Source organism: Mariniradius saccharolyticus AK6 (genome assembly GCF_000330725.2).
In the GTDB taxonomy this organism is placed as follows: Bacteria; Bacteroidota; Bacteroidia; order Cytophagales; family Cyclobacteriaceae; genus Mariniradius; species Mariniradius saccharolyticus.
Window position 1 is genome coordinate 1 of the sequence record NZ_AMZY02000017.1, and the last position, 26,508, is coordinate 26,508.

A 26,508-nucleotide genomic window follows, 5' to 3' on the forward strand; every position below is an offset into this window, starting at 1 on the left:
CCGGGAAACTCCTCCCCCAGAAAGCGACCGCAAAGGTAATTGAATTTACTTCAACAACAATGCCTGGCCAATATTTTTTTGCAATTAAATCAAATGCTCTTTACCGCTTTGGGAAAATCCTGCAAATGACGCAAAAATTTTCTCAAATGGGCTTCAAATGTAAGAGTCGAAAGCAAGATAAGCAAATGAAAACGCCAGAAAATGAAATTGAAATCCAAAAAAACCTATTTCCCAACTTTGTAAAGCGGCACGGTGCTGCAAGGCTCTCCATACATGATAGATCTGGCAACAGGCTGCAATAATGATAATATCCTGCCATATGCATATAGAGGGACAGCAACCTTGCTACACCCCTTCACAACAACTGGTCTATTCCGATAGATTTCAATATCAATCTTTGTAAACGCCTTTTCAAACAAATACTGCTCCAACGCATTCATATCCCCAACTACATATTCAATCCCCAATTTACCAAGGTAAGTTCCGACCAACATAAAGGCCCAATTGGGCACAATTGCATCTACACTGCAAAATACGGCCACACATCCATTTTCGAATTTACTCCATTCGAATTCCCTCAAGGCGGCCCTAAATTCAGCTTCCCTGAGAATAAGCCCATGATAAAGATAATCCTTGATGTCAAACTGATACCTACTAAGTGGGCTATAAAACTCCTCCAAATCAATGGTAACGATCGGACTATTTGCCACACGATTGACTATTTCATTCATATTTCCAAAGGATTTTTCTTCGAAGCGATAACTCTGAACTCCTTCAAGTAGTTCGGCTCGAAGTATGCCAGGTCTTCAAATTTTCCGTCCAAATATTTCTTGTAGGCCAAAACCCCAACACCAATCGCGGAATTCCGCCCTTCCATAAAAACTGAATTGGCATGGCCCAAAACCGTTTTAAGTTTTTCCACACCATCACCGACAAAGTATACCTTGCCACTTTCCAACAAATCCAAAAATGGGTTGGTGTCCACAATAAGGGCATGGGAAGGCTTCAGTACACCCCCATCCGAACCAAACACCGCCGTGTAGACTTCCTTACGCCTCGCATCCAGCATCGGGATTATGTAAGACACCGGATCGACAGAATTAGTTACCTGGCAAGCCATAGCCTCTAAGGTATCAACGCCAATCAATGGTATATCCTGCGCAAAACATATTCCTTTTGCCGTGGAAACACCAATTCTTAGCCCGGTGTAAGAACCTGGTCCCGCAGACACAGCCACAGCCTGTATTTGGGCAATATTCATTGACAATTCCGAAAAAAGTCCTTCGATCAAACGCAGTAGTTTTGCACCGTGGGCATTCTCGATGTTTAACTCAGAATGCCCCAAAAGAACGCCATCTCTGTGTAACGCTACCGAGCAGATCTGAGAGGCTGTCTCAATGGACAATATGGTAACGGCTTGATGCATTTCGCCTACTTGGCTGATGCAGTAAGGATTCCAGACATCTTGGCCGGGTTAGACAATATGCCCATAGCTGCCTTAATTTCGCTATCATCTACGAGCGAAGCTTCGATCACGCCTTCCTGGAAGTAGTATCTAGAAACCAACTCCTCTCTCAATGCTTCCCGAATTTCACCTTGGAATGTTATCAAATCCTGCTCTTTATTATGGCTGACTTTCTTGCGCAGGTCCTCGATCGTGCCTTTGATTTCGTCGAAATATTTCTCCCGCTTCGCATACTTTTCAAGGTCATCCAAAGACTTTTCCACATAAGTCGTGTAATCGTATTCTTTTCCTTCCAACCATTTGACGAAATCATTGTAAACTACATCACTTACCACAAAACTCCGTGGATTGCCAATTTCCTTATTTTCGAGGAAAAACTTGTTCCCGTATTCAAAAATGAGATCCCGACCCACCAGGCTATAGGTAATCGGCGCATAGGATTTTGATCCGACCGCTTCGTCCGGTTCAATCCCAGCACCATCCAATACGATACGGCCATTTTTGGTCTTGAATTCTCTCCGCAGAGAATCTGGGATAGAATTGGAATTCCCGTTTTCATCTCTTTTCTCTCGGCTGTAATCAATCGCCTGGATACAGCGCCCACTCGGGATATAATACTTCGCGGTCGTAACCTTCACCTGCGCATTGTACGAAAGCGGTACCGTTGTCTGTACGAGACCTTTTCCAAACGTTTTCCTGCCAACCAAAACCGCTCTATCATAATCTTGAAGTGCGCCGGCCACAATCTCGGCTGCAGAAGCACTTCGTTCGTTGATCAGCACTACCAAGGGAATATCCTTATCCAGTGGCGCTTTAGTGGTTTTGTAGGTGACATTGGCGCTTTGAAGCTTGCCAATGGTCCTCACCACTTCTTTTCCTTTTGGAATGAAGAGATTGACGATATCAACAGCCTCGTTGAGTATTCCTCCTGGATTGTCACGTACGTCAAGAACGAGCCTTGTGATCCCTTGGGACTTAAGATCGACCAATGCCTTTCGCACATCCGAACCGGCATTGGTAGTAAAATCGGAAAGCTTGATATAACCTGTATTTTCGTCCAATTTGCCATAGTACGGGACATTGGAAATGACGATCTTTTTCCTCATTAGATCCACTGAAATTGTATCATCTCCCCGTTTTACCTGAACGAAAACCGAGGTATTGGCAGGCCCTTTAAGCAATTTGGAAATTTCCGAGGTAGGCAAGTTGGTTGCCATTACTGTATCCACCTTCAATATCTTATCCCCGATCCTGAGTCCGCCTACTTGAGCAGGAAAGCCCTTGTAAGGCATCAGAATCATATTCGATCCCACCCTGTTGCCAATCAAAGCTCCGATACCTGCATATTCGCCCGTGGTCAAAAGGCGAAAGTCATCGGAATTTTCCTCGGGAATAAATTCGGTGTACGGGTCCAGTTCATTCAACATCGCGTTGATCCCGACGGGGACCAACTCATCCGCGTCAATTTCATCGACATAATAGGAATCCAACTCTCTCACAAGCGAAGCAAAAATGTCCAGGTTTTTAGCGATCTTAAAAAGCTTGTCATTTTTTGCCGCAAACGAAAAAAGGAGGCCAAGGGTCAGAATTACCAGTACAATGGAGATGTTTTTTCTAGTCATAAATCGTTTCATGCGAAAATCAATTACTTTTTGGGGAAAGGCTGGTAAGTACCTTCAGCATTTTTGCTTCAATGGTTTGAAAGGTAAGTATATCTGAGGAAACGTAAATAAAGGCGATTAATTTTTTGTCGGGCTCGGTTGCTGGTATGAGGTGCTTGTGAAGGCGATACGCCTCACGCATCCTCCGCTTTACCAAGTTCCTGTCCACGGCCTTTTTGAATTTCTTCTTCGAAACGGAAAATAGAGCCTGGTTGGTTCCAATTATTTCAGAGGGGACATTCAAAACCAACACCTTGAAGGGGAATAAAAAAAAAGAGGAACCTTTGTCAAAAAGTTCCTTGATCAATTTTTGGGAATGCAAACGTTCGCCTTTGGAAAACCCGTAAGTCATGGCATATGAATTGACGTATGATATACGAAAATCAAGGCCAGATTACTTTTTCAGCGTTTTCTCGGAAGAAACTGAGAGTTTATGTCTACCCTTTGCCCTTCTTGCCCTCAACACTCTTCTGCCGTTGGCTGTGGACATTCTTTCCCTGAAACCGTGCTTGTTTCTTCTTTTTCTACGAGAAGGCTGGAATGTTCTTTTCATGACTGTATGCTTTTATTGATTTCCGTATCTTTTGATTCATTTCGGAGGATGCCCCACCAAAAGGAACGCAAAGATAGAACCCATTTTTTTATTTACAAACGGTGGTCTTACTTTTGTTTGGAATATAAAGGCTCATGGAGTACTTCATCACACGTAGTTCAATCCCATCCCAATACATAGAAATCACGCTGAGCATTCACTGCGAAAGAAATGAATGCATTTGCCTGCAGATTCCAGCATGGCGTCCTGGGCGCTACGAGTTGGCAAACTACGCACAAAAGGTTCGAAACTTCTCTGTCAGGATTGGCGAAAAAAGCGTTGAATGGAAAAAAACCAGCAAGGATCTTTGGGAATTCCGGTCAATTGAATCAGGATTGTATTCAATAAGCTATGAATATTATTGCAACCAAATGGACGCGGGGGGTTGCTGGTCTGACGATGAGCAGCTCTACCTGAATTTCAGCAACTTTTGTTTCGAAGTGAAGGGCAGGGAAGATGAGGGGATAATGGTCCACATCGATCTTCCTCAGGATTATGTCGTCGCGACGGCGCTTCCACATCGGGAAAGTCAAAGCTGGTCAGCGGAGAGTTTCGACCATCTGATGGATAGCCCATTTTTGGCTGCAGTATCCTTGACACATCGCTCCTACCGGGTTTATGAAACTGAGTTTCATCTGTGGTTTCATGGCAAAGTCGCGTTCGACACGAATTATCTAGTCGATATTTTCAGGAAATTTACCAAAAAGCAAATCGATGATTTTGGATCTTTTCCGGCAAGTAACTACCATTTCATTTTTCAGTTGCTCCCATACAAGCATTATCACGGTGTGGAGCATGCATATTCTACGGTCATCACATTTGGACCCGCTGGCAGTTTGGTTGAAAAAAGCCAAATCGATGAATTGATTGGAGTGAGTTCTCATGAGCTCTACCACTTTTGGAATGTTTGCCGCATTCGTCCAAAAGAACTTCTTCCATACGACTTATCCAAAGAAATCTATTTGGACTCCGGGCTAGTGATGGAAGGGGTGACGACCTATTTTGGGGACATCTATCTTTTGCGATCCGGATATTTTACGCTGGATGAATACCTAGAAAATCTGAAAACCCAAATCCAAAAAGAATTCGACAGCTTTGGATGGAAGAGCCAATCGATCACCGAATCCAGCCTAGACCTTTGGCTGGATGGCTATAAATCCGGCATTCCAAACAAAAAAGTTAGTATCTACAACAGAGGGGCACTAATTTCACTTTGTTTGGACTTGATGCTCTTGGAACAGGGGAGCAGTTTGGCGATTGTGATGCGGCAGATGTGGGAAAAATTTGGGAAAAATAGGATTGGATATTCCCTTGCAGATTTTGAACAGTTTTTGTTGGAAGGCACAGATAGCGAAAAAGAGTTGTATTGTTTCTTGGAAAAAATCGTCCGAGGTAGGGAAGATCTACTTCCCTATTTGGAACAACAGCTTTCTACCGTCGGCATTTCACTTCAAAAGGAACCCAATCCAAATCTCTTGACTGCAGAGTTTGGAATCAGGATAAGCGAATCCAAGGAAGTCTTCGATGTGCATCCCGAGAGCCAAGCATATCAATTGGTCATGATTAGGGACCTTGTTGAATCTATAGGGGGATTGGAAGAGTCCAGATTGCAAGGAAACACCAAATCTGAAATTACGATCAATCTCATACGTGGGGGAAGAAAATTAAGCGTAAAATTACATGCTGAAAACGTTGGATTCTTTCCTGTTTTCAAGCTTAAAAAATTCTCAAATCCTGACAAGCAAAAGCGTTGGATAAATTAATAATATCCTGATTTTCAATTTTTTGAATCATTTTTTCGTAACTTTTTCCTTCAATCAAACCAGACGAAAAAATGAACACCGTATCCAAAATCGAAACTTGGGCGGATTCCCATCATCCAAAATGGATTGATTTCATCCGTGTGGCTTTAGGTTTATTTATCCTTTACAAGGGTATCTTATTTGTCTCCAACGTTGACGTCTTGATGCAGATGACCCAAAATGCAGATATCGCATTCTTCAATATGGCCTTGGCACATTATGTGGCCTTTGCACATTTGGTAGGTGGACTATTGATTGCCATTGGACTGCTAACGCGAATTGCTGTTATTGTTCAGATCCCAATCTTGATAGGCGCAGTATTTTTCGTGAATATCAAAGAAGGATTTCTTTCTACGATCAACAACATGGAATTTGCATTTTCACTAGTCGTACTTGTCTTATTGTGCGTGATTCTGTTTTATGGATCAGGAAAATTTTCTGTGGATCGGTGGATGAAACAGCATCCAAATGAATAAAAGTCCGAATACTCACAAAAAAAAACATCATTTGCCAAAAACCAAAAAGCCTCCCGATGAGGGGAGGCTTTTTGGTTTGGAATATATTTGAAAACGGCGTCAATTCAGACCCCAATCGTAAAACCTGAGCTAAAGTTCCTAATCTTTTTCAATCGAAATCAGCTTCGGAGAGTTGTTGATTGAATGTTAATGATACCAACTTCGTCTGTAACTCCACGGGAAGCATCGGACTCTTGATGGTGATCAGACTTGGGAATTTCATTCCATCATAATCTTTATATTCAGAATATCTGATCTCGCCCGCCGCATCTGATTTCGTCATCAATTTCAGCCCAGTGGCAACGGAGTAATACTCAGTCGTCACATTACCTGCAGAAGTTGTGATAGAAAGCTTGTGGGCTTCCTCTCCTTGGATAGTCTCTGTGCCATCCAAAGCGAGTGTGTATCCAAACTCTTTGTATCTCGATTCCGGAAATGCGTAAGTCTGTGCTTTCAAGGCCTCTGCCATTTCGGAAGGAAGCTCTTGTTGCTGGCCTCCCGCAAGGACGATTCCCTTACCGTCTTTGTAGATTGTCTTTGACGCCAAATTACCCGCTACGGTGGTCTCTTGCACCATGCGACTATTTTCGGAATCCGCTATCGCCTTGATGACAATGGACATCCCTTGGAACTCCGCTTCCATAACCATCGTGGAGTTCTTGATTTTGTCAGTTTTTGACTTACCTCCAACCGCTTCGATATACTTTGCAATAATCTGCTCAGGATCGTTCAAATTGTGTACAATGACGGTTTCAAATGAGGCAGTTTTGGTCGCTGCATTAGAAACGGGACTAACTACAAGCAAAGCAAGAGCTAGAAAAAGCGATGGGGATTTTTTCATGCGATACGGATGGTTTTTGGTTTTTATTTGAATTCTTCTTCTGAAATGGGCTTGTTCAATTCGAGTTTCTCCACCTTTGCAGCCATCGGAACAGGCAGCATGGGGGATTTGATTGTCATCGTCATGGGAAACTTAACCCCTTCCACTTCTTGATAATCTGAAAGATAAGTCTCACCCGCTTCTCCATTTTCGGATTTCACTTTCAACCCCGTGGATACGCTGTAATAGTTAACCTGTGAATTTCCAGTCGGGTTTTTAACGATCACCTTGTAGGCTTGATCGCCTTCCACATCTTTGATCCCGTCGAGTTCGAGCGTGTAGCCCATATCTTCATAGTGCAACTCTGGAATGATGAACATAGACATCTTCATTGCGTCCAATTCCTGGTCATTCAGGTCCTTGGAAGGCTGGCCCATTTGAGTCATTGTGCCCTTTCCGTTTTTGATCACTGTGTTCATTGCGACATTTCCCATGACCATCACTTTGTTGGCATACGCCTGATTGGATTCGTCATAGGCCATGACGAAATTCAGTTTTGTACCCTGAATTTCAGCTACAGATTCTATACGGGATGTCTTGATTGACCTTGCACTTGCCTCACCACCTATAGCTTTTAGATAGGAATCGATTACCTGGTCCACAGTGACATTGGCGTCCATGGCCACCAGTACTTCTGGGTTGCCCATGTTGTTGAATTTGGAAACTTCACCAAATGCCGCAAGGCTCTTTTCGATCACCGCACCGTTGCCGACAACAGTGATGTACATATTGTCAGGTTTCAGGTATTTTTTTGCAGCGGCATTGATATCATCCACTGTCAGTGCGTTGAGACGCTGCAAATAGGTGGCGTAGAAATCTTTTGGGAGCTTGTAGCGCTCGGTGTTGATTGCAAAATTGGCAATGGTGGAAGGGCTTTCGAGAGACCGGCCAAAAGAACCGCTGAGGGTTGCTTTGGCGTTTTCCAATTCGGTGGCATCCACACCTTTATCCCTCAGGTTGCGGATTTCAAAGATAAACTCGTTGATCGCTGAGTCAGTCGCCACTTGCTTCACAGAAGCTTCGGCGGAGAAAGTTGCCACCAGTTTATCCGCACCGATCGAAGAATACGCGCCATAGGTAAACCCTCTTTTTTCCCTCAAATTCATAAACAATCGGGAAGATGAACCTCCACCCAAGATGTAGTTGAGAAGGCGGGTTGCGATATAATCAGGATGGCTTAGGCTCATTTCCATAGGATAGGTCACCTCCACGACAGATTGCACGGAAGCGGATCTGTCTACCAACGCGACCATGTTTTTTTCCGGAAGCTTTGGCATTGCATATTGATGGGTAGGGACATTTCCTTTTTCCCATTTACTGAAATACTTTTTCACCAAAGCCTCTGCCTCGCGGCTATTGATGTCACCGACGATAGCGAGATAGGCGATATTGGGCTTGAAATAAGTATTGTAGTAAGCCTTAATATCCTCAACGGTGATGTTTCCAATGGTAGCTTCGGTTTCGATCTCGCCATAAGGATGGTTCCTGCCAAAATTGAGAGCGGATGCCAACCGGGATGAAATCGCGTTGGGGTCATCCTTGCTTGCCGCCAAGCCGGAGATTGCCTGCTTTTTCAATTTATCCAATTCTTCTTGTGGAAAAGTCGGGTTGTAGAGGACATCGGTCATCAGTTCCAAAACCTTTTCCTGGTGTTTTTTCAAGGCAGAACCAAATATTGATGTAGAGCTGGCGCTAAGACTGGCTCCGATAAAATCCACTTCTTCATCCAATTGGTCCTTGGAGCGGTTTTTTGTGCCGCCGGTCAACATTTCGCCGACCATGCCCGACATTCCCGCCTTGTCGCCTTCCATGATTGGATCCCTGTCGAGGACCAGAGAAAAGGCAACACGTGGCAATTTGCGGTTTTCCACAACAAATACTTTCAGCCCATTGGGAAGCGTAAATGAATGCGCGTCACCGAGCTTGATCTCACGGGCAGGACCAGCTGGCGGATAAGTTGATCTGTCCACTTGTGCCCAAGATGTCTGGACCAATAGGACAACAAAAAGATATATGATTAGCTTTTTCATGATTTCTGGAATTAGTTGATTCAATGTCAGACAAGCTTCGATAATCAATTGGAGTTGGATTTGATCGCAGCACCCGCTGGAGTTTCAGGGGCTTGAGCGGACTTTGGCATGTAATATAACACCACCCTACCGTCGAGGCTGAGGTATTGGTTCGCTACACGCTTCAGGTCTTCAGCAGTCACTTTACCATAATGTTTCATCTCCTCATTGATGTAGTTGGCATCACCGAAGAATACGCGGGACTGGGCCAAGTTCTGGGCAATGCCTGCCATCGAACTGTTTTTGGTCACCAGGTTATTTTCGATGATATTCTGGAGTTTTTGGAAGTCTTTGTCAGAAACACCCTCCTGCTGCACTTTTCTAAGCAAGGCATCGATCTCACCTTCCAAGGCTTTGGGTTCCACTCCCATGTTAGCGATGCCATACATGATAAATACCCCACCATCCTCCAAGTCAAGCGGGATAGCTGCTACGGCCAAGGCTTTTTGTTGTTTGTCAACAAGTTCCTTGGTCATGAGCGAAGAGTTGCCGCCCGTGAGGTATGTAGAAAGCATGGACAAAGCATACGAATCCGGATGATTTTTCGGAGGTAAATTGTAGGCTTGGATGATTGCAGGGATCTGGATATTGTCATAAATCACGTCACGTACTTCCGCGGTTTTCTTTGGTTCTGTGACATTTGGCCTAAAGAATGCCTTTGGCCCGGATGGAATTTCCTCAAAATAAGCCCTTACCCATTTTTCCGCCTGCGCATAATCTATGTCTCCCGCAACAGTCAATACAGCGTTGTTGGGCACATAATAGGACTTATGGAAATCCATGAATTCCTGCAAACGCGCAGAATCCAAATGCTCCATGGACCCGATTACTGGCCATTTGTATGGATGGACGTTGTATGCCCTCTTCATGGTTTCGGGCAAAATCGTCCCATAGGGACGGTTATCATAGCTTTGCCTTTTTTCTTCCTTGATCACCTCTCGCTGCGTATCCACACCGATCTGATCGATTTTTGGATGCAGCATACGCTCGGATTCCATATACAATGCAGTCTCCAACTGGTTGGAAGGAACGATCTCGTAGTAATAGGTAATGTCGTTGGAGGTAAATGCATTCAGCGTACCACCGATTGCCTGGATTTTATTCATATATTCGCCCCGACCGATGTTTTCTGTCCCCTCAAACAGCAAGTGTTCGAAGAAGTGCGCGAAGCCGGTCCTATTTGGATTCTCGTTCTTTGAACCCACATGGTAAAGCACAGACACCGCCACTATCGGTGTCGTGTTGTCTTGGTGTAGGATCACATGAAGGCCATTGTCCAGTGTAATTTCCTTGAACTCGATTTTGTTCTGGGCCAGCGCAGGCAAGGACAGCACGGCCACTAGTAAGATTGAAAAGGTAAACTTTCTCATGATAGTTTATTTGGTTGTTTCCGTTACATAAATACTACATTCTTTGGAGTTTGTTTCGCGATTTGCGGATAAATGCCGATTTCGGGTTATGGATAAAAGGTATCAAATCCTCCTAGAGGCAATTGGTTTCACGTTGAGAAACCGCTTTGGAAACCGATAATTATCCAACACTCCTGATTCATTCTGTGACCACAGGCTACAAATCAAGGATCGGAGAAAGTCACACCATGGTAGCTTTTGAACCATGGACTCCTTCACCGAAAATCCCCGACCGGTATTTTCAAGATTTTGTCTGAGATTCTTACTAAGGAAATATTCCACCAGAATCCATTGCTAGTCTCTTGGAGGATTCCAATAAGATGGTGGGTCGAGCGTCGTGCCGGGAACCGTGAGGCAGTCATCCGGGATAATCCTCGGAGTGACGGATTCAGAAAGCCTTGAATTTTCGATATAAAGCGGCATACGACTCACGGATGCCACGATGAAATAGCCCAAGACGACCTCGTCCGGATCAGTCAGTCCAATGATATTGCCGCGAATATTGGCAGGCGGTTGGTCAAAAACGCTTCCAGTAATATTGATTTGCTGCTGCACTAAGCGCAAAAACCGATAGGCCTCGCGGGATACGGCCATCTGGAGAATCTCAGTCCTATAGGTACGCTTGAATCTCAATCCATCATCCTGTATGTAGGCAACAGGAATCTTTTGGGACAAACCATTGAAACTCTCATCGGCTGCTATCGCAAAACTCTGTATCCTGGAATTTTCTTTAGCGAAGCATATGTCGCAGCAATCCTTCGGCGCTGGACCTCTTGGATTGGTGGGATGGGTCGGAGGAAGTGTATAAAGTTCCGGATTGGCAACCAACACATAATCGCCTGGACCGGATCTCCAATAGTAAAAATTGGTCTGATCGCTCGGATCCTTGAAATACGCATAAATCTGGGTGCCTACTTTGTCGTTCAGCCGATCGCTGGTAAACGTTCGAACAGATTCATAGGAGAGCGAATCAATCTGGGGAACACTATTGGCGATCTCCGGCAACGAGGAATAGGTCTTCCCATTCTGAAGCTCTATTTGGAGGATGTAACTTCTCCCTACCTGTACCTGAAATCCCGCAGGTGTAAAATAAGAACCTCTTTCCACTTCCTCTGAAAGGAACGTAACGTTTCCTTCACTGTCCCTCAAAGCGACTTTTGCTTCGGTGACTGGCCTAATCAAGCCCTCAAATACACTTCCATAAGTATCGGACCTTGTCAAGCGAATCAAATGTGGCCCGGGTTCATTGGTAATAAAGCCCTCGACCGTCAAGAGTTGTTCGCCTTCGGGAATCTCTACCTTGTAGGGGTCGATACAGGAAAGCGTAAACAAAAGCAATATGTAAAGTGATCTCTTCAACATCGTCGTATCAGAATTTTACCGAATAACTTAAAGTTGGAAGCGGGACGCCCAATATCGCCAATCGGTATGGCTGTGGCGGTGAACCCGGCTGGTCTGCAAAGAAGATCGAATATGGGTTCTTTCTTCCATACACGTTCATGATCGCAAAGGTCCAATCACCTTGATAGAAAAGGCCTTTGCCCTTCAGTTTGAAATTGAAGGAAATATCCAGACGGTGAAAATCCGGCAAGCGCTGCAAGTTTCTATTTGGGAAATAGGCAAGTGAGTTGCCTGCAAAGTCGAACTTGGCTTCCGGGAACGAAACAGGGCGACCTGTGCTGTAGGAGAATGTGGCCGAAAAAGAAGCGTTGGTTGCCAGCTTGTAATTTCCGATCAGAGTCAGGTCATGGGGTTTGTCGAAATTTGCTGGATACCATTCGCCGTCGTTGACGATTTCCTCCTCAAAGGGGGTGATCACACGTCGAAAGGTCCTGGAATATGTGTAACTCGCCCAACCTGTCGTCCTGCCCAGGTTTTTCTTTACATAAAACTCCGCGCCATAGGCTTTTCCCTGTCCCGGGATAATCTCCGTTTCGAGGTTGTTTTGTAGCAGCAGTCTAGCGCCATCCTTGTAATCAATCACGTTCTGGATGTCCTTGTAATACACTTCCACGGAGGTTTCAAAGATGTTTCCTTTGAAATTCTTGTACACACCCAACGAAAGCTGGTCCACAATCTGTGGCTTGAAGAATTGGTCACTTAGCTTCCAAACATCCGTGGGCGCAATGGTAGCGGTATTGGAAATCAGGTGGATAAACTGGTACATCCTGTTATAGCCACCCTTGATGGAGGTCTTGGAATCGAAGGAATACCTGAATGAAGCCCTTGGACCGAGGCCATCATATGATTGGATCAATTCCCCGTCCCCGTAGGTTCTTTCCCCAATCACCGTCCCATTGCTAATTGGCAGGTTTGGAGCGTATTCCCGGACCGTTCGAGGGCCGAAGTATTGGTAAAAATCATACCGCAATCCGTAGGATATCCCAAATTTTTCACCAAACTCCAATTCGTGCTGTGCATACACTCCTGATTCCCGGCCAAACTCATTTTGGACACTTTGGGGCAGTACACTCGATTCGCCATCACTCGGCAGCGGAATCAAATCTCCTGGCCTGATCGTGATTTTTTTCGAATCAGCACCAAATGAAATCTTGTTCCGCTCTCCCAAATTGTAGGTAAAATTCAACCTCAATCCCAAATCTTGGATACCGGACTGCAGGTCGAAGTTGTTGATACCGGATTTGTTGAAAATAGAAAAATCGTATTCAGTGTAAAAGCCGATAACATCCACGTTCGTCCGCTCACCAAACTTGCCCTGATACCGCAAAGTATGGCTCATGTTTGTCCATGAAATGGTGGTGTCCGAAGCCAATGCGAAATCATCGTAACTTCTGTAAAAACTGTACGTGACGTTGTGGTTTTCATTGATTTCCCCGTAAAGGATTCCATTCATGTCGTTGAAGTTGGCATTGGAGGAGCGCAAATCGGGATTGTTGAGTGAGTTTAGCAACCAATTGATATATGAACCTCTAAAGCCCACCTTGGCGGAAAGATGGTTTTTGATAATCGGGCCGTTCAACGAGGCTTTGCCGGAAACTGTCCCGACCATGAAGTCTCCTCCCCAGCGATCCAGGCTGCCTGACCTCGGCGTGATATCGAGGATCGAGGAACCACGCCCACCAAATTTGGTTGGGATGATCGCCTTGTAAAGTGTGAATTCATTGACCATATCCGGATTAAAAGCCGTAAACAAGCCAAACAAGTGGGATGGGTTGTACACAGGCGCCCCCGCGAAAAGTATCAGGTTTTGATCGGCGCCGCCTCCACGGACATTGAGCCCCGAAGAAGCTTCGCCCGCCTGGCTAACACCAGGCAAGGTCGCAATTGAACGGATGATATCCACTTCACCCAAAAAAGGAGGCAGTTCCTTCAGAGTATTCATATTGATACTGACGGCTCCCATTTCCGTACTCCGGATGTTCTTCTCTGGATCCGAACCGAAAACCACCACATCATCCAAATCAAAATCCTCTTGGATCATCGTCAGGGTAATCCGACCATCTCCAACGGCCACAAAAGGGTAAATGATTGTTTCGTAGCCCACATACCTGATTTCAAGGACATACTCAGCACGATCCAAGACAAGGTTGAAGCTCCCGTTTGTGTTCGTCACCTCGGTTTTGTTAAGTTCTCTGACCGTGACGGTAGCGCCTACCAACGCCTCTCCGGTGATTTGGTCAGTCAGACGGCCACCGATCTTTATATCCTTCAGCTGGCCAATATCGCGACCAATGACGGTTTTCTGTTGACTGTACGCAGTCAAATGGCAAACCGAGAAAAGCACCAGAAGGAGTAAATATTTTCTCATATCGTATCGTTAAAAGCCCTTCGGATCAAAAACCCAGAATTGCATGGGCCCAGACACCTGTATCTCCCCATTTCTAAGGATATAAATGCTCCCGGAATCCTGGAATGCGCCCACGTTTTGCCCTTGGGAAAGTCCAGGAAAATCATTCTTGGCCACCCAGTTCATCGTGCGCAGGTCAAGTTCCCAAATCTTTTCGGAGCGATTTTCCAGACCTACATAGGCAAAGTCCCCAATTGTCAAGCCAAATCCCCTGAGATTCGTGAGCACTCCTGGATACACACTCACCACATCCCAGGACTCATTGGAAGGATTAAATTCGTAAAGCCCTTTACTGGCTGGGTCAATGAAATACTGCTTCCCTTGATAATGGAAGTTCATCACGTTGAGATTGATTGAAATGGGGGCGTCATTTATCCTCGTCCAAGTATCCGTCGGTTTGGAGTATTTCAGAACTTCCTTCTCTGCGTCAAAACCTCCACCCAAAACAAACACGGCGTCGGCAGTCTCAAATGCCGCAGCCAAATAAGCGGGCCGAGGAAGATCGCGCAATTTCACAAATGCACCATTTTCGAGTTTCCAGAAATCCAAAGTAGCGCTGGAGGGGTTGAGAGAAAAACTCAACAAACCGCCTCCAAAATATTTCCCAGTGGAAAATGCCCTAAAATGATTCCCCCCAGGAAAAGACACTTCATTCCAAGTACTGGAACCGAAATCATATTTCCAAAACCGGTTGTTGAGGTTTTGGGCCAAACCTTGGGTCAGGTTACCCAAACCCACATAAAAATCACGGCCTTCCTGAAGTGCGACGTTCTCAAACAAACGCAAGCCATCCGGGAATAGACCAATTGTCGAAAACTTACCCGTGGTGTATTCAAAAGGCTGGGGAAGCACCATTTCCCTGCCCTGACTGACAACACGCACCTGCACGACCGGACTCACCGTGGGCGCCGGGACGATTACCCGAATATTTGATTCAAAGTCGATTCCTAACACCTGCGCCCTATTGGGCCCGAAGAAAACTTCCGTGTCGGAAGTGAAATTCCTTCCCGAAATGGAAACTTCAATTCCAGATTTACCATTGTTGGGAGCCATGTCCAAAGCAGCAGGAACCAGGCTTTCCAATGTGATCGCATTTCCAAATAACTCCCCTGAACCAGTCTTCAGATAAGTTCTGGCATAGTACCTGGTCCCTGCCTTGAGCCCCCCGGTTTCTCCGATAAACCTGCCGGGACCGGTTCTTTCGCCTAAAGAGATTACAATCGGTTGGGAAAACTGCTCCGATTCTGAAACTTGGAAACCGTGGTCGGAAGCCTCGATATTTTGGTTGGTGATCACCCTCCCCAATAGCCTGACCCTTTCCCCACTTAGGTACAAAACCTCCTCCGTAAGCAAGGAAGGCTCAAAATCGACCTCCTCTTGACAGGCACTAAACAATCCCAAAAGGACAAATAGGAAGATGACGGGAGTAAACCTGAATTTATTCATTTACTAAATGGCATACGCAGCCGCCAAAAATAAAGGAATAATTATTTAAAAAAAATCAAAATTCAGGGCCGAACGAGGAGTATAAACTAAAATATGATGAGGAAATCACACAACAAATCAGAATATTCTTTGGAATAAATCCCCTCAGTGTCCTTGATTGAAATGATCCTGCTTTCAAAGCCCCGATCCAAAAAAGAAAAACCCTGAATCGAACGGTGGATCTTTTTTTGGGGTCGATCACAAATTTCCAACAAAAAAAATGGGGAAAGCCCCCTTTTTTGCAACTCGCTTTCCAAGGATTCCATTTGTCGGGGCGGAAGAATCACCCAAAAAACACCTGCTTTTTCCAGAAGCTTTGAAACTCCTTCTGCCAAAGCATCAAAATCCAAGCTCTTTTGATGCAAAGCCAGATTACGCTTTTGATCGATGGAAAGTAGGTGATTCGGAAAATAAGGCGGATTACTGACTATCAGGTCAAAGGTTTTCTCCCATGCTTTTGCAAAATCTTGGAAAGGGCTGTGCCAAATGTGTACCCGTTCACCCCATGGACTTCCCTCCACATTTTCCTTTGCCTGCAAAAAGGCAGACTCATCGATCTCTACCGCCTCGATCCTCGCGGTGGGAAATCGCTGGGCAAGCATCAAGGCAACCAAGCCAGTACCCGTGCCGATATCCAAAATCCGGTTAGGGGATCCCGTGCCCGCCACAGCCCCTAACAGCACCCCATCCGTGCCGACTTTCATCGCACATCGGTCGTGATGGATTTGGAATTTTTTGAATCGGAAAGGCTTGGACATTTGAGTTTATCAAAAGAGAGAAGAATCTTCCTTCTCGTAGCCTTCGTCAGGGGGAAGATTGGCCTGACTTGCGGCCTCCACGGCGAGTTGGTCGCAGCGCTCATTCTCTGGATGTCCCGCATGCCCTTTGACCCAAATAAACTTCGGCTTAAACCGCACATGCAGCGTGATGTAGTGCTTCCAAAGGTCAGGGTTTTTCTTTCCCTGAAAGCCCTTTTTCTGCCAGCTCCATATCCAACCCTTTTCTACCGCATCCACGACATACTTGCTGTCGGAAAAAATAGTCACCGGAATATCCCTGACCTTCAGCGCCTCCAATCCGCGGATCACGGCAAGCAGCTCCATACGGTTGTTGGTGGTCAAGCGAAAGCCTTCCGAAAGCTCCTTCCGGTGCTGCTTGTAGATCATCACGACCCCATAGCCTCCCGGTCCAGGATTGCCTTTGGATGCGCCGTCGGTGTAGATGGTGATCATGGGTAGGTTTGGAGTATGGATTTATGTACGAAGTACGAAGAACAAAGTACCAAGAAATAGGGGCCTAATGAGGGTTTCGATTTTTGATGTAAACCTCATCGGTCATCCGAGAAGTCGACAACCCTAAATCATCTCCCCCGAAAACATCGCGCTCTTGAAAATCTTGATCGCAATGGATAGCAGGATGATGCCGAAAATCCGCCGCAACACATCCAAGCCGGTTTTTCCAAGCTTCTGTTCCAGCCAGTTGGTACTTTTCAAAACGGCATATACAACAGCCAAATTGATCACAATCCCTATGGCGATATTGGCTTGGGAGTATTCTGACTTAAGCGTCAAAATCGTCGTCAAAGTCCCCGCACCTGCGATCAGCGGAAATGCAATCGGCACAATACTCGCGCTCGTCGTACTCGCCTCCGGGTCCGGCTTGAACAGCTCGATTCCCAAAATCATCTCTGCCCCCAAGGCAAAAATGATCAAGGCTCCAGCAATCGCAAAGTCATCCACCCCAATCCCGAACAGCTTGAGAATGGATTGACCCAAGAAAAGGAAAAGGATCATCAGCAGACCCGCGGCAATGGTTGCCTTTCCGGATTGGATATGGCCGACCTTTTTGCGGAGATTGATGATGATGGGAATGGAACCCAAGATATCGATCACCGAAAACAGGATCAAGGTCACGGAAAATATCTCCTTCAGGCTCAGCATGCTCAGTATTTCTTCAGAAAGGCAATCAATTTGTCAAACTCCGCATCGGTGATAGCGGGGAAGTTGGCAATGCGGAAACTGGTCGGCTTCAATGGACCATAGCCGCCTCCGAGCTGCATGCCGGCATTCTCCGCTTCTTTCTTTACCTGGGCAATAAATTCCTCCTTGCCACTGACCGCCATGACAGTGCTGCTGCGGGCCTCGGGATTTTGGATCAGCATTCGCATGCTGGCGGTATTGGCAATTGTATCTTCCAATTTCCGCATCCGAGCTTTGGTCTTTTGATCAATATGCTGGATCTCGGGCATATCCTGCAGCACCCGGTACAAAAGGTAAATCCCAAAAACATTGGGCGTGTAATGCGTCTGATAAGTCGCGGCATTTTCCAGCATAAAATTCAGGCTGTTGTAACGGCCCTTCTCCCCCTTGTCCGCGGCTTTTTGTACGGCTTTTGGGGAAATGATCAAAATACCCAGGCCTGCCGGCAAGCCAAAGCACTTCTGCACCGAAGCATACCAAATGTCCGCCAAGCCAAAGTCCAACTCAATCCCCGCCATGGAAGACGTGGTATCCACCGCAATCATCTTTTCGGGATACTTGTTGGCAATCGCCGCAATGGTCTCCATCCGCACTTGGGTGGCATTGGAAGTTTCATTTTGCGTTATCGCGATCAAGTCAAACTCCTCGCCGATATGCAAATTCGCCACGTCAACCGTTTGGTCGGCATCCAGCTTGTGCGCAAAGGTTTTCGGCTCGATGTACTTGGCGTACTCGTACCATTTTTTCCCAAAAGATCCCGAGAAAATATGGTATCCTGCCGACTGCACGATGGATTGGCTGATGATTTCCCAATTTTCCGTGGCAGAAGAAGTGAAAAGCAGCTTGTAATCGGCCGGCATATGCAGCTTCTCCCGCATCAGGGTCTGGGTCTCCTGATACAGATTCATGAAAACGGATGAGCGGTGGTTGGCGCTCAAAATACCTTTCTCGTAGGCCTCCTGCATGTAGCGGGGCAGGCTGTCATAGACCTTGGAAGGTCCAGGTGCAAAAGTCAACATGTAATTATGGGATAAAATAGCGGATTCCTAATTCATAACCTCGAAGGCCCAAGCCCGAAATCATCCCCACGCATTCTTTGGTGATGATGCTTTTGTGGCGAAACTCTTCCCGCTTGTAAATATTGGAAATGTGGACCTCCAATACAGGCGTCTTGATGCCTGCGATCGCGTCCGAAATTGCCACCGAAGTATGGGTATAGCCGCCCGCATTCAGCAAAATCGCATCATACGAAAACCCCACTTCATGGAGCTTGTTGATGATTTCGCCTTCGACATTGCTTTGGAAATAGTGCAGGTCGACCTGCGGAAACATCGCCCGCAGCTCGGCAAAATAGTCCTCAAAGGACCTGCTGCCGTAGATTTCGGGCTCGCGCTTGCCCAGCAGGTTGAGGTTGGGACCGTTGATGATGATGATTTTCAAGGTAATGGTTGGGAGTGGTTACGGTCGCCAAAGTTAAGGAAGGATTTCTTTTTCTACTTTCCCGACCTTAGATTTAAATTCCAAAACCAGCGCCAACATGTCCCAATGGACTTCACTCCTGAAGCAATTCCAGCACCACCTCAAATTGGAAAGATCGCTCAGCGAAAATTCCATCCTGGCCTATACCCAGGACATCGAGAAGCTCAGCCGCTACATGGAGTCGAGTTTCCCCGATGTGCATCCTACGACTGCGAAACTCGAACACCTTCGCTATTTCGTCAATAGCCTCGCCGAATTGGAGATTTCGGAATACACCCAAGCCCGCATCGTGTCGGGCATCAAGGCTTTTTACAGGTTTCTTATGTACGAGGACAAAATCCGCGAAGACCCCGCCCAACTCCTCGAAGCGCCCAAACTCGGCCGCAAACTCCCTGATACCCTCAGCTACCACGAAATCAACGATATCCTCGAAAGCATCCCCCTCGGCAGCCCCGAGGGCCACCGCAACCGCGCCATGCTCGAAATCCTCTACAGTTCGGGGCTCCGGGTATCGGAACTCACGGACCTCAAGACCGGCCAAATCTTCGCCGACATCGGCTTTTTGCGGGTTATCGGCAAGGGGAACAAGGAGCGCCTCGTCCCCATCGGCCGGGATGCCCTGAAGTACCTCCGCATCTACATCGAGGACGTCCGCGTCCATGTCCAGCCTGCCAAAGGCCACGAACAGTTTGTCTTTCTCAACAAAAGGGGCAAAAAACTCAGCCGCGTGATGGTATTTCTCATCATCAAAAAACAGGTTGAGAGTATCGGGCTCAAGAAAAACGTCAGCCCGCACACCTTCCGGCACAGTTTTGCCACCCACCTTATCGAAGGTGGTGCCGACCTGCGTGCCGTCCAGGAAATGCTGGGACACGAAAGCATCACCACCACCGAGATCTACACCCATCTCGATAGGGATTACCTGAGGCAAGTGCTGAACGAGTTCCATCCCAGGAAGTAGGTTTTTGGATGCAGTGGCAGAGTTCAGTTGGTAGAAGCTTGATCAGTTGGCAGTAACAGGGGGTTTCTTTGTGTGATCGCCGAGGGAAATCTTCCGATAATTGAGGAAAGAGCGTTTGCGTTTTTTTTAAAACCAAATGTTATATGCTACTTTCTCTTAGGGTGAAAATCAATTTTTCCTACTTTTGAAAAAGGGAACCCGATCAATGCTTCACGGTTACTTCCGATCGCTTCCACCCGCTTTGGTCAAAAAATCAATCCCACCCCATGTCCGAGGGAACAAGAATCAATAAATACCTGAGTGAAGTCGGCTTTTGTTCCAGAAGGGCTGCCGACCAACTCATCGAGGAAGGCCGCGTGACCATCAACGGCAAGGTACCCGAAATGGGCACCAAAATCCATCCGGGCGACGAAGTCCGCGTCAACGGCAGATTGATTTCCAAGCCAACCGAGCAGCACGTTTATATCGCCTTCAACAAACCCGTCGGCATCGTCTGTACCACGGATGTCAAGTCCGAACGCAACAACATCATCGACTATATCAAGCACCCCAAGCGGATTTTTCCCATCGGCCGACTCGACAAAGACAGCCAAGGATTGATTTTCCTGACCAGCGACGGGGACATCGTCAACAAAATCCTGCGCGCAAAAAACAACCACGAAAAGGAGTATGTGGTTACGGTCAACAGGCCCATCAACGGGGAGTTTATCGAACGAATGTCCAACGGCATTCCCATACTCGGGACCATGACCAACAAATGCCAAGTCAAACAGCTCGGCCCCAAGGTATTCAACATCATCCTGACCCAAGGACTCAACCGACAAATCCGCCGTATGTGCGAATACCTCGGCTATGAAGTCGTGAAGCTGCAGCGCATCCGCATCATGAATATCCGCCTGGATATTCCCATCGGCAAATGGAGGGACCTTTCACCAAACGAAATGAAACAAATCAACCTCATGGTTTCCGATTCCTCGAAGACGCATGATTGATGTTAAGCCCCAGGCATTTTTTTTTGAGAAGACTCGCCATCCAGAGGTTTGGGCTTTTGTAACAGGTGTTGATTCGATTTTACGCTATTTGGCTATAGCCGGAACCGACTATCTCCATCTCTTAGGAACGGGCTAAAGCGCCGTTCCAATTTATCCCCAATCAAGCCAAGAAACCCATTTATTGTTTCCTGCTTTGGCTGGGAATTGCCTCCTTCCTGCTTTAGCTGGAGGAAAAAAAATCCCGAGGATTCCTTTGGGGCTTTAGCCAAAAAACAGACTGACTACAGCGGGATTTTTGCCACAAAGACACGAAAAAATCCGTACCCATGTCGACTTGGTAACCTGATTTCATCTTTTCAGATCGCTGTGTCTCCCGATTATACCGTGTCCCTAATACAGCATCCCAAACAACCACAACGGTATGCGGTTGTTACCTCCGCCTTCGACATCCAGTGCCAGGTAGGCATTGGGAATTCCCCGAATCTGATCTCCCGTCTTGGAAGCGCCTCCCACTTCAAAAAGATATGCATCATCCACTATAAAGTCCCCAAACTTCGGAGCAGTTACCGAATGGACTGCGCCTACTTGGTTGAAAAAGAAAGTCTCACGCACATTACCGATATTGGCCATATTGGGTGAAAAGAGGTAAATGAAATTTGGATTATGAAGGTAGATTTTCTCCGGTTTCTGCAGGTAACTTATTCCCTTTGTCGAAGTCTTCAAAAGCTGCAGAATTCTGGCCTGACCCAAAATATCCAGCAGCCGGAGTATCGTGTTTCGCTGCGTTTCCAGTTTTTCTGCAAGTTTGTTGATATTGGGCGTGAAAGGCACAGACTCGCTCAGCACAAAAAGTAGTTTTTTCATCGTCCGAGTGGTGGCATGTTGGAGTTCTTCAAAAGGAGCAATATCGGTATCGATGACCAATTGAATGGTTTCCTGTAGCTGTTGCTGGTAAGAGTTTCCCGATTCTAGGAAAAACGGGAAATAACCGTACCTCAGATAATCCTGAAAATCGGCGTGAAAATCAAAAGTATCCAATAGTTGGGGGCCAAGTACATGGTGGTTGCTCAGTATTTCCTGCAAACCCAGCTTTGTCAAGTTGAGGCCTTTATTGAAATTCAGATATTCCCTAAAAGACAATCCCTCCAGGTGATACACCGATGCGCGCCGGGACAGGTCCGCACTGCCCTTGGAAATGTCCAGAATCGAAGAACCGGTCGCGACGACTTGGATATCCGGAAAGTCATCATGCAGTTGTTTGATATCCTTTGACCACCAGGCATACCGGTGTACCTCATCCAGTAGAAAAACACGGTACCCCATGCCATAGAGGGTATCGACAGTCGGCACGAGGCGGTTGGTTTCAAAGAAAAAATCATCGAGGCTTAGGTAAATTCCCTGCCTTTGGATAGAGGAAAGGTACTGCAAAAGCAGCGTCGTCTTCCCGGTACCCCGGTAGCCAAGCACCATAATCAGCCTTTGGTCCCAGCCGATCTGCTCATACAGGTACCGCCGTTTCAAATTCCGATTGAGGTTGGCCTTTCGTTCAGATTTCTCTATCAGACGCTCCATAAAGTAGTTTTTACAAAAAGCAAAAATATGAAATAGTTTTTACAAAAAGCATTACCGATAAATAGTTTTTTCAAAAACCAGTCAGCGGCAAATACACATGATGTACACCACGGGACTTAAATCAAAAAGGGAGGATCATCTTTCGTGATTTTCCTCCTAGATGTAGTATATAACTTCGGCGGTGGCTTGTTGGATACAGATATTCCTCGCGGACGAAACTACGCCCTATTATCAAACTCAATTTTCAAGTGGAAACCAACCAAAACTACCAATAATCCACTTCACTCAAACCCTTTAGTCCTGAATACCTGCCTGCCTAAGCGAGGCAGTTGGGAAAGCTATTCAGATGCTATTTTTCCCTCCTCTCAAAAAAGGGCACAAACACTTGTGTGTAACAGGCCTCTTCGGTTTTAAATATGCCTTTTAAAAATGCTTCCCTATGTATTTCAGGAAGATCCCTGAATCTTTTCATACGGAGTTTATCAGCCTTCTTGAGCGACATAAAATCAAAGGTACCTGTTAGCATCATAACGACCTCTATGTCAACGCAATTATCAAACAACACTATAGGTGTCGGATCTAGACCAACATAGACAAACTTTAGTTCCTTCACGGAATCTGGAACGTTTATTTGGAAAAACCCATCCAAATCTGTTTTTCCAACTTTAACTGTGTCATCAATTAAAATGGATACGAAAGACATCGTTTCAACTTGATCTGAAATTACACGTCCCTTTAACGTCCGAGTTTGAGCATAAACAAAGGATGCCGAAACGATAAAAACGAAAAAAGTGATGGATAATTTTTTCATGCCGGTTTCAGTGTTTTTACGGTCTACATTCATGGGAGAAATCTTATCCACCCAAACCTCACTTCATCTCCAATACCCACCAGTCGCTTCCAAAGGTCAGCCCGTTGCCTTCGTCGCCGAGGCCGAGATAGACCTTTTCTCCAAGGACCTCAAGCACTTTCAGCGTAAACCCACTTCCCGGATAGTCACCAATCTTCTTCCAAGTCTTTCCCTTTGGCTCAAACTGCCAAACGTCGCGAAACCTTTGGTTTTTACCAAAAAAGTCACTTTCCTTCCCTCCAATCAGGTAGCCATAGCCGTCCATCGCAAACCCACTTGCATCGTATCTACCCTTTTCCGGGAAGTCGGGAAGCAACTCCCAAGTTCCGTTAACTAGATCGTAGCTGACGCATTGCTTGTTCCCCAGCCCATTATCCATACCGGTCATGTAGTAAATTTTATCTCCAATTCTAAAAAAGGCGGCAAAATTGATCAATACAGGGGGAGCCGCTTTATCTGTGTAGCTAAAATCCAGCAAGCTAATCTCGAAAGCCTTATTGTCGGTAACAAAAAACACCTTATCACCGATCAGTGTAGCATGGCCGTCACGAAGGCCCGGGATGGAGGATAAGTCCGCAACTTGCTGCCAAGTATCAGAGGCTGGGTCGTAGGCGTGTACATAGTTGTATTCAATATGATCACAGGGCACTTCCGGACCACTGCACTCAACCGTGCCTCCAAAAAACACATATCCCTTTCCGTTGTAGGCAAAAGCGTCCTGCCCAAAAAATGGCCCTAATGGAAATGGCGCTTTTTCAGTCCATGTGTTTGAGGCTACGTCATACTCCCAAAAGTCCGCCAAATACGTCTGTCCCGAGGCGTCACGCCCAAATCCGGCACCTACATAAACCTTGTTGCCGATGGCAAACGAAAACGCGCTCCGGCGACCTGAACCGGGTATTGCGCTTAAACCAGTGAAATCAGCTTCAATTTCTGTTTCCGGATCGCTGGGATCTGGGTCCGCAGATTCCGAGCAGGCAAAAAGGGCAAAAGCCAAAAAGAAGACAAACAGTCGTGTGCACATAAATGAGTTATTTAGAATTGAAAAATTAGGTAAAAAATCAGATAACATCTTGAATGTCGAGATTTTTTTTAGTTTTGAGCTAAAGCTTCCACATCGAAAGCCAGTCAGACAAGCTTTCAAATTCAAGAAGAAAACGGTCACTGGCACTGAATGAAGCCTACTCCTAGGTGGAGAATCAAATGTGTTGCCTTCAAAATTACCAAAACCTTGGGTGAATGCGCTTGTTCCAAATCAATAACATTCACTACTTTGGTTCATGTACAAATATTTTCTTCGGTTTGCGGTCTTTTTCATCCTGATACTATTTTGGATTCAGACTTCATTCGCACAAATCAGAGATGAGGCGGGAATCCTATTGGTCAACAACCGCACGGGCGAGCAGCGCTTTATCCCGCAGGGCAAAAAGATCAGTGTTACCGATAGCCTTGGGAATCGCTTCAAAGGTAAATTTTGGCTGGAGTCCGAAAATGAAATCATCATTGACGGCCAAAAAATCCGAACTACCCAAATCCTGAATATCAAAAGACGTATCACCGGCACGAAAATCGTAGGGGTTGGCTTGGTGACCTTGGGTTTGGCGGTGTTCCAACTGGAAGTCATCGCCACCGGTGTAGGCAACGCGGTATCGCAGACTAGCTCCGAACCTGAAATATCCCCAACAGGCCTTTGGATCGCCGCGGCTTCAGTTCCTTTTTTTGCCTACAAGCCCACTTTCAAATCAAAAAGATGGATAATCAAATTAATCCCCAAAGAAAAGATAGATTTACCTTAATTTTACCCCAACATCAATTTACCGAGAAGTGTACAAGTCCATCCTGAAGCCGCTGCTTTTTAAAATGAACGCCGAAAAGGCGCACCACCTCACTTTTGCCTGGATCAAACGGACCTTCAACCTTCCCTTTGCGCGGACGGTAATCCAGCGGCAGTTTGCCTACGACGACCCCATTTTGGAACGGGAGGTGTTTGGATTGCGGTTCAAAAACCCGGTCGGATTGGCTGCAGGCTTCGACAAGGACGCCAAGCTCATCGACGAAATGGACCTCTTGGGATTCGGCTTTATCGAAATCGGGACACTCACACCAAAGCCCCAAGAGGGAAACCCAAAGCCGAGGCTCTTCAGGCTTCCCCAAGACCTTGCCCTTATCAACCGCATGGGCTTCAACAACGGCGGGGTGAAGGATGCAGCCATTCGCCTGCAGGATCGCAAATCGGATATCATCGTCGGCGGCAACATCGGCAAAAACAAAAACACGCCCAACGAAAAGGCGGAGGAAGACTACCTGATTTGCTTCGAGGCGCTGTATCCCTACGTTGACTACTTTGTAGTCAATGTAAGCTCCCCCAATACGCCCAATCTACGAGACCTCCAAGAAAAAGAACCGCTCAAGAAACTGCTCCTTTCTGTCAAAAAGGCCAACAAACGCAAGGATTACCCAAGGCCGATACTCCTGAAAATCGCTCCCGACCTCACCGTAGGACAACTCGACGATATCATTGAGATCGTGATGGAAACCAAAATCGACGGCGTCATCGCCACCAATACGACCATTGACCGGAGTCTGCTCAAAACAGATAAGGGTGAGGTAGAGGCCATCGGCGCGGGAGGCGTCAGCGGAAAGGTCCTCGCCAAACGCAGCACGGAAGTCATCCGCTACCTCCACAGCCAATCCAACGGCGCATTTCCGATCATCGGTGTCGGGGGGATTTTTTCGGCCACGGACGCCATCGAAAAGCTGGAAGCAGGCGCATCGCTGGTGCAGGTCTACACAGGCATGATTTATGAGGGACCCAGCCTGATCAAAAAAATCAAGAAGGGAATTGCGGCACACTACAAAAAGAACAAGGTCCTCGCATAGAATTTGTTGCATTGCTGCGTTAGGCTTTTTGGGCAGGAATCCCCGAAATATATCCGAACCGATTGTTTGGAAATCTGTATATTTCCGCCGCCTTCATAAAAAGAGATAT

General features: G+C 46.4%; 25 protein-coding genes. 6 read left to right on the forward strand and 19 right to left on the reverse strand.

Annotated features, from left to right (window positions below; all coding sequences use genetic code 11):
* Positions 1–224: 224 nt before the first annotated feature.
* From C943_RS16215 to rpmH, 5 genes are read right to left on the reverse strand one after another with little or no spacing between them, the layout of a single operon-like run.
* Positions 225–731, reverse strand: a complete 507-nt coding sequence (locus tag C943_RS16215; protein WP_040481073.1) for a DUF2480 family protein — start codon at positions 729–731, stop codon at positions 225–227.
* Positions 728–1,426 (reverse strand): tRNA (adenosine(37)-N6)-threonylcarbamoyltransferase complex dimerization subunit type 1 TsaB, encoded by a 699-nt coding sequence (gene tsaB, locus C943_RS16220; protein ID WP_040481075.1) that lies wholly within the window; start codon positions 1,424–1,426, stop codon positions 728–730. Before tsaB ends, C943_RS16215 begins: the two co-directional genes overlap by 4 nt.
* A 5-nt stretch (positions 1,427–1,431) precedes the next feature.
* A complete protein-coding gene (locus C943_RS16225; RefSeq protein WP_051069627.1) occupies positions 1,432–3,099 on the reverse strand; it encodes a S41 family peptidase in 1,668 nt (555 codons plus the stop codon).
* 7 nt (positions 3,100–3,106) lie between these two features.
* Complete coding sequence (gene rnpA, locus C943_RS16230; protein WP_008629982.1) at positions 3,107–3,478, reverse strand: ribonuclease P protein component; 372 nt, start codon at positions 3,476–3,478, stop codon at positions 3,107–3,109.
* 42 nt (positions 3,479–3,520) lie between these two features.
* Positions 3,521–3,679: a 50S ribosomal protein L34 gene (rpmH, locus tag C943_RS21790; protein WP_008629984.1), complete on the reverse strand. Its 159-nt coding sequence runs from the start codon at positions 3,677–3,679 to the stop codon at positions 3,521–3,523.
* 134 nt (positions 3,680–3,813) lie between these two features.
* On the opposite strand from rpmH, the gene C943_RS16240 reads away from it, so the two are divergent.
* The gene (locus C943_RS16240) at positions 3,814–5,481 is read left to right on the forward strand and encodes a M61 family metallopeptidase (RefSeq protein WP_008629986.1); all 1,668 of its coding nucleotides are present in this window, start codon (positions 3,814–3,816) and stop codon (positions 5,479–5,481) included.
* A 71-nt stretch (positions 5,482–5,552) separates the two neighbouring features.
* Complete coding sequence (locus tag C943_RS16245; RefSeq protein WP_008629990.1) at positions 5,553–5,996, forward strand: DoxX family protein; 444 nt, start codon at positions 5,553–5,555, stop codon at positions 5,994–5,996.
* 148 nt (positions 5,997–6,144) lie between these two features.
* Here C943_RS16245 and C943_RS16250 read toward each other — a convergent pair whose 3' ends face one another.
* The 11 genes from C943_RS16250 to aroQ all read right to left on the reverse strand — a co-directional run bounded on the left by C943_RS16250 (position 6,145) and on the right by aroQ (position 19,105).
* Positions 6,145–6,876 carry a peptidase, M16 family protein gene (locus C943_RS16250; RefSeq protein ID WP_081610499.1) on the reverse strand — a complete coding sequence of 244 codons (732 nt, stop codon included), beginning with the start codon at positions 6,874–6,876 and terminating at the stop codon, positions 6,145–6,147.
* A 23-nt stretch (positions 6,877–6,899) separates the two neighbouring features.
* The gene (locus C943_RS16255) at positions 6,900–8,945 is read right to left on the reverse strand and encodes a M16 family metallopeptidase (RefSeq protein ID WP_040481078.1); all 2,046 of its coding nucleotides are present in this window, start codon (positions 8,943–8,945) and stop codon (positions 6,900–6,902) included.
* A 44-nt stretch (positions 8,946–8,989) separates the two neighbouring features.
* On the reverse strand, positions 8,990–10,354 hold the full coding sequence (locus tag C943_RS16260) for a M16 family metallopeptidase (protein WP_008629997.1): 1,365 nt from the start codon (positions 10,352–10,354) through the stop codon (positions 8,990–8,992).
* 333 nt (positions 10,355–10,687) lie between these two features.
* Positions 10,688–11,755, reverse strand: coding sequence for a DUF4249 domain-containing protein (locus tag C943_RS16265; RefSeq protein WP_008629999.1), 1,068 nt, complete (start codon positions 11,753–11,755; stop codon positions 10,688–10,690).
* 7 nt (positions 11,756–11,762) lie between these two features.
* On the reverse strand, positions 11,763–14,162 hold the full coding sequence (locus C943_RS16270; RefSeq protein WP_008630000.1) for a TonB-dependent receptor: 2,400 nt from the start codon (positions 14,160–14,162) through the stop codon (positions 11,763–11,765).
* 9 nt (positions 14,163–14,171) lie between these two features.
* A complete protein-coding gene (locus tag C943_RS16275) occupies positions 14,172–15,647 on the reverse strand; it encodes an IPT/TIG domain-containing protein (RefSeq protein WP_008630001.1) in 1,476 nt (491 codons plus the stop codon).
* A gap of 86 nt (positions 15,648–15,733) precedes the next feature.
* Positions 15,734–16,444 carry a tRNA1(Val) (adenine(37)-N6)-methyltransferase gene (locus C943_RS16280; RefSeq protein WP_008630002.1) on the reverse strand — a complete coding sequence of 237 codons (711 nt, stop codon included), beginning with the start codon at positions 16,442–16,444 and terminating at the stop codon, positions 15,734–15,736.
* A gap of 9 nt (positions 16,445–16,453) precedes the next feature.
* Entirely contained in the window at positions 16,454–16,918 is a 465-nt protein-coding gene (gene rnhA / locus C943_RS16285) for a ribonuclease HI (RefSeq protein ID WP_008630003.1), read from the reverse strand.
* A gap of 123 nt (positions 16,919–17,041) precedes the next feature.
* A complete protein-coding gene (locus C943_RS16290) occupies positions 17,042–17,626 on the reverse strand; it encodes a MarC family protein (RefSeq protein WP_008630004.1) in 585 nt (194 codons plus the stop codon).
* Positions 17,627–17,628: 2 nt separating this feature from the next.
* Entirely contained in the window at positions 17,629–18,684 is a 1,056-nt protein-coding gene (locus C943_RS16295; RefSeq protein WP_008630006.1) for an aminotransferase class V-fold PLP-dependent enzyme, read from the reverse strand.
* A gap of 4 nt (positions 18,685–18,688) precedes the next feature.
* Positions 18,689–19,105 (reverse strand): type II 3-dehydroquinate dehydratase, encoded by a 417-nt coding sequence (aroQ, locus tag C943_RS16300; RefSeq protein ID WP_008630008.1) that lies wholly within the window; start codon positions 19,103–19,105, stop codon positions 18,689–18,691.
* Positions 19,106–19,202: 97 nt separating this feature from the next.
* Between aroQ and xerD the strand changes: the two genes are divergently transcribed.
* A complete protein-coding gene (gene xerD / locus C943_RS16305; protein ID WP_008630010.1) occupies positions 19,203–20,105 on the forward strand; it encodes a site-specific tyrosine recombinase XerD in 903 nt (300 codons plus the stop codon).
* A 266-nt stretch (positions 20,106–20,371) separates the two neighbouring features.
* Positions 20,372–21,097: a 23S rRNA pseudouridine(2604) synthase RluF gene (gene rluF, locus C943_RS16310; protein ID WP_008630012.1), complete on the forward strand. Its 726-nt coding sequence runs from the start codon at positions 20,372–20,374 to the stop codon at positions 21,095–21,097.
* Between the two features lie 390 nt (positions 21,098–21,487).
* Here the strand turns inward: rluF and C943_RS16315 are convergent, their stop codons facing one another.
* From C943_RS16315 to C943_RS16325, 3 genes are all read right to left on the reverse strand, one after another.
* Complete coding sequence (locus tag C943_RS16315; protein ID WP_008630013.1) at positions 21,488–22,669, reverse strand: ATP-binding protein; 1,182 nt, start codon at positions 22,667–22,669, stop codon at positions 21,488–21,490.
* Between the two features lie 349 nt (positions 22,670–23,018).
* Positions 23,019–23,480, reverse strand: coding sequence for a peptidase associated/transthyretin-like domain-containing protein (locus tag C943_RS16320; RefSeq protein WP_169334632.1), 462 nt, complete (start codon positions 23,478–23,480; stop codon positions 23,019–23,021).
* Between the two features lie 58 nt (positions 23,481–23,538).
* The gene (locus C943_RS16325) at positions 23,539–24,543 is read right to left on the reverse strand and encodes a Kelch repeat-containing protein (protein ID WP_008630018.1); all 1,005 of its coding nucleotides are present in this window, start codon (positions 24,541–24,543) and stop codon (positions 23,539–23,541) included.
* A gap of 256 nt (positions 24,544–24,799) precedes the next feature.
* On the opposite strand from C943_RS16325, the gene C943_RS16330 reads away from it, so the two are divergent.
* Complete coding sequence (locus C943_RS16330; RefSeq protein WP_008630022.1) at positions 24,800–25,315, forward strand: hypothetical protein; 516 nt, start codon at positions 24,800–24,802, stop codon at positions 25,313–25,315.
* Positions 25,316–25,343: 28 nt separating this feature from the next.
* Positions 25,344–26,399 carry a quinone-dependent dihydroorotate dehydrogenase gene (locus C943_RS16335; protein ID WP_008630024.1) on the forward strand — a complete coding sequence of 352 codons (1,056 nt, stop codon included), beginning with the start codon at positions 25,344–25,346 and terminating at the stop codon, positions 26,397–26,399.
* Positions 26,400–26,508 lie beyond the last annotated feature (109 nt).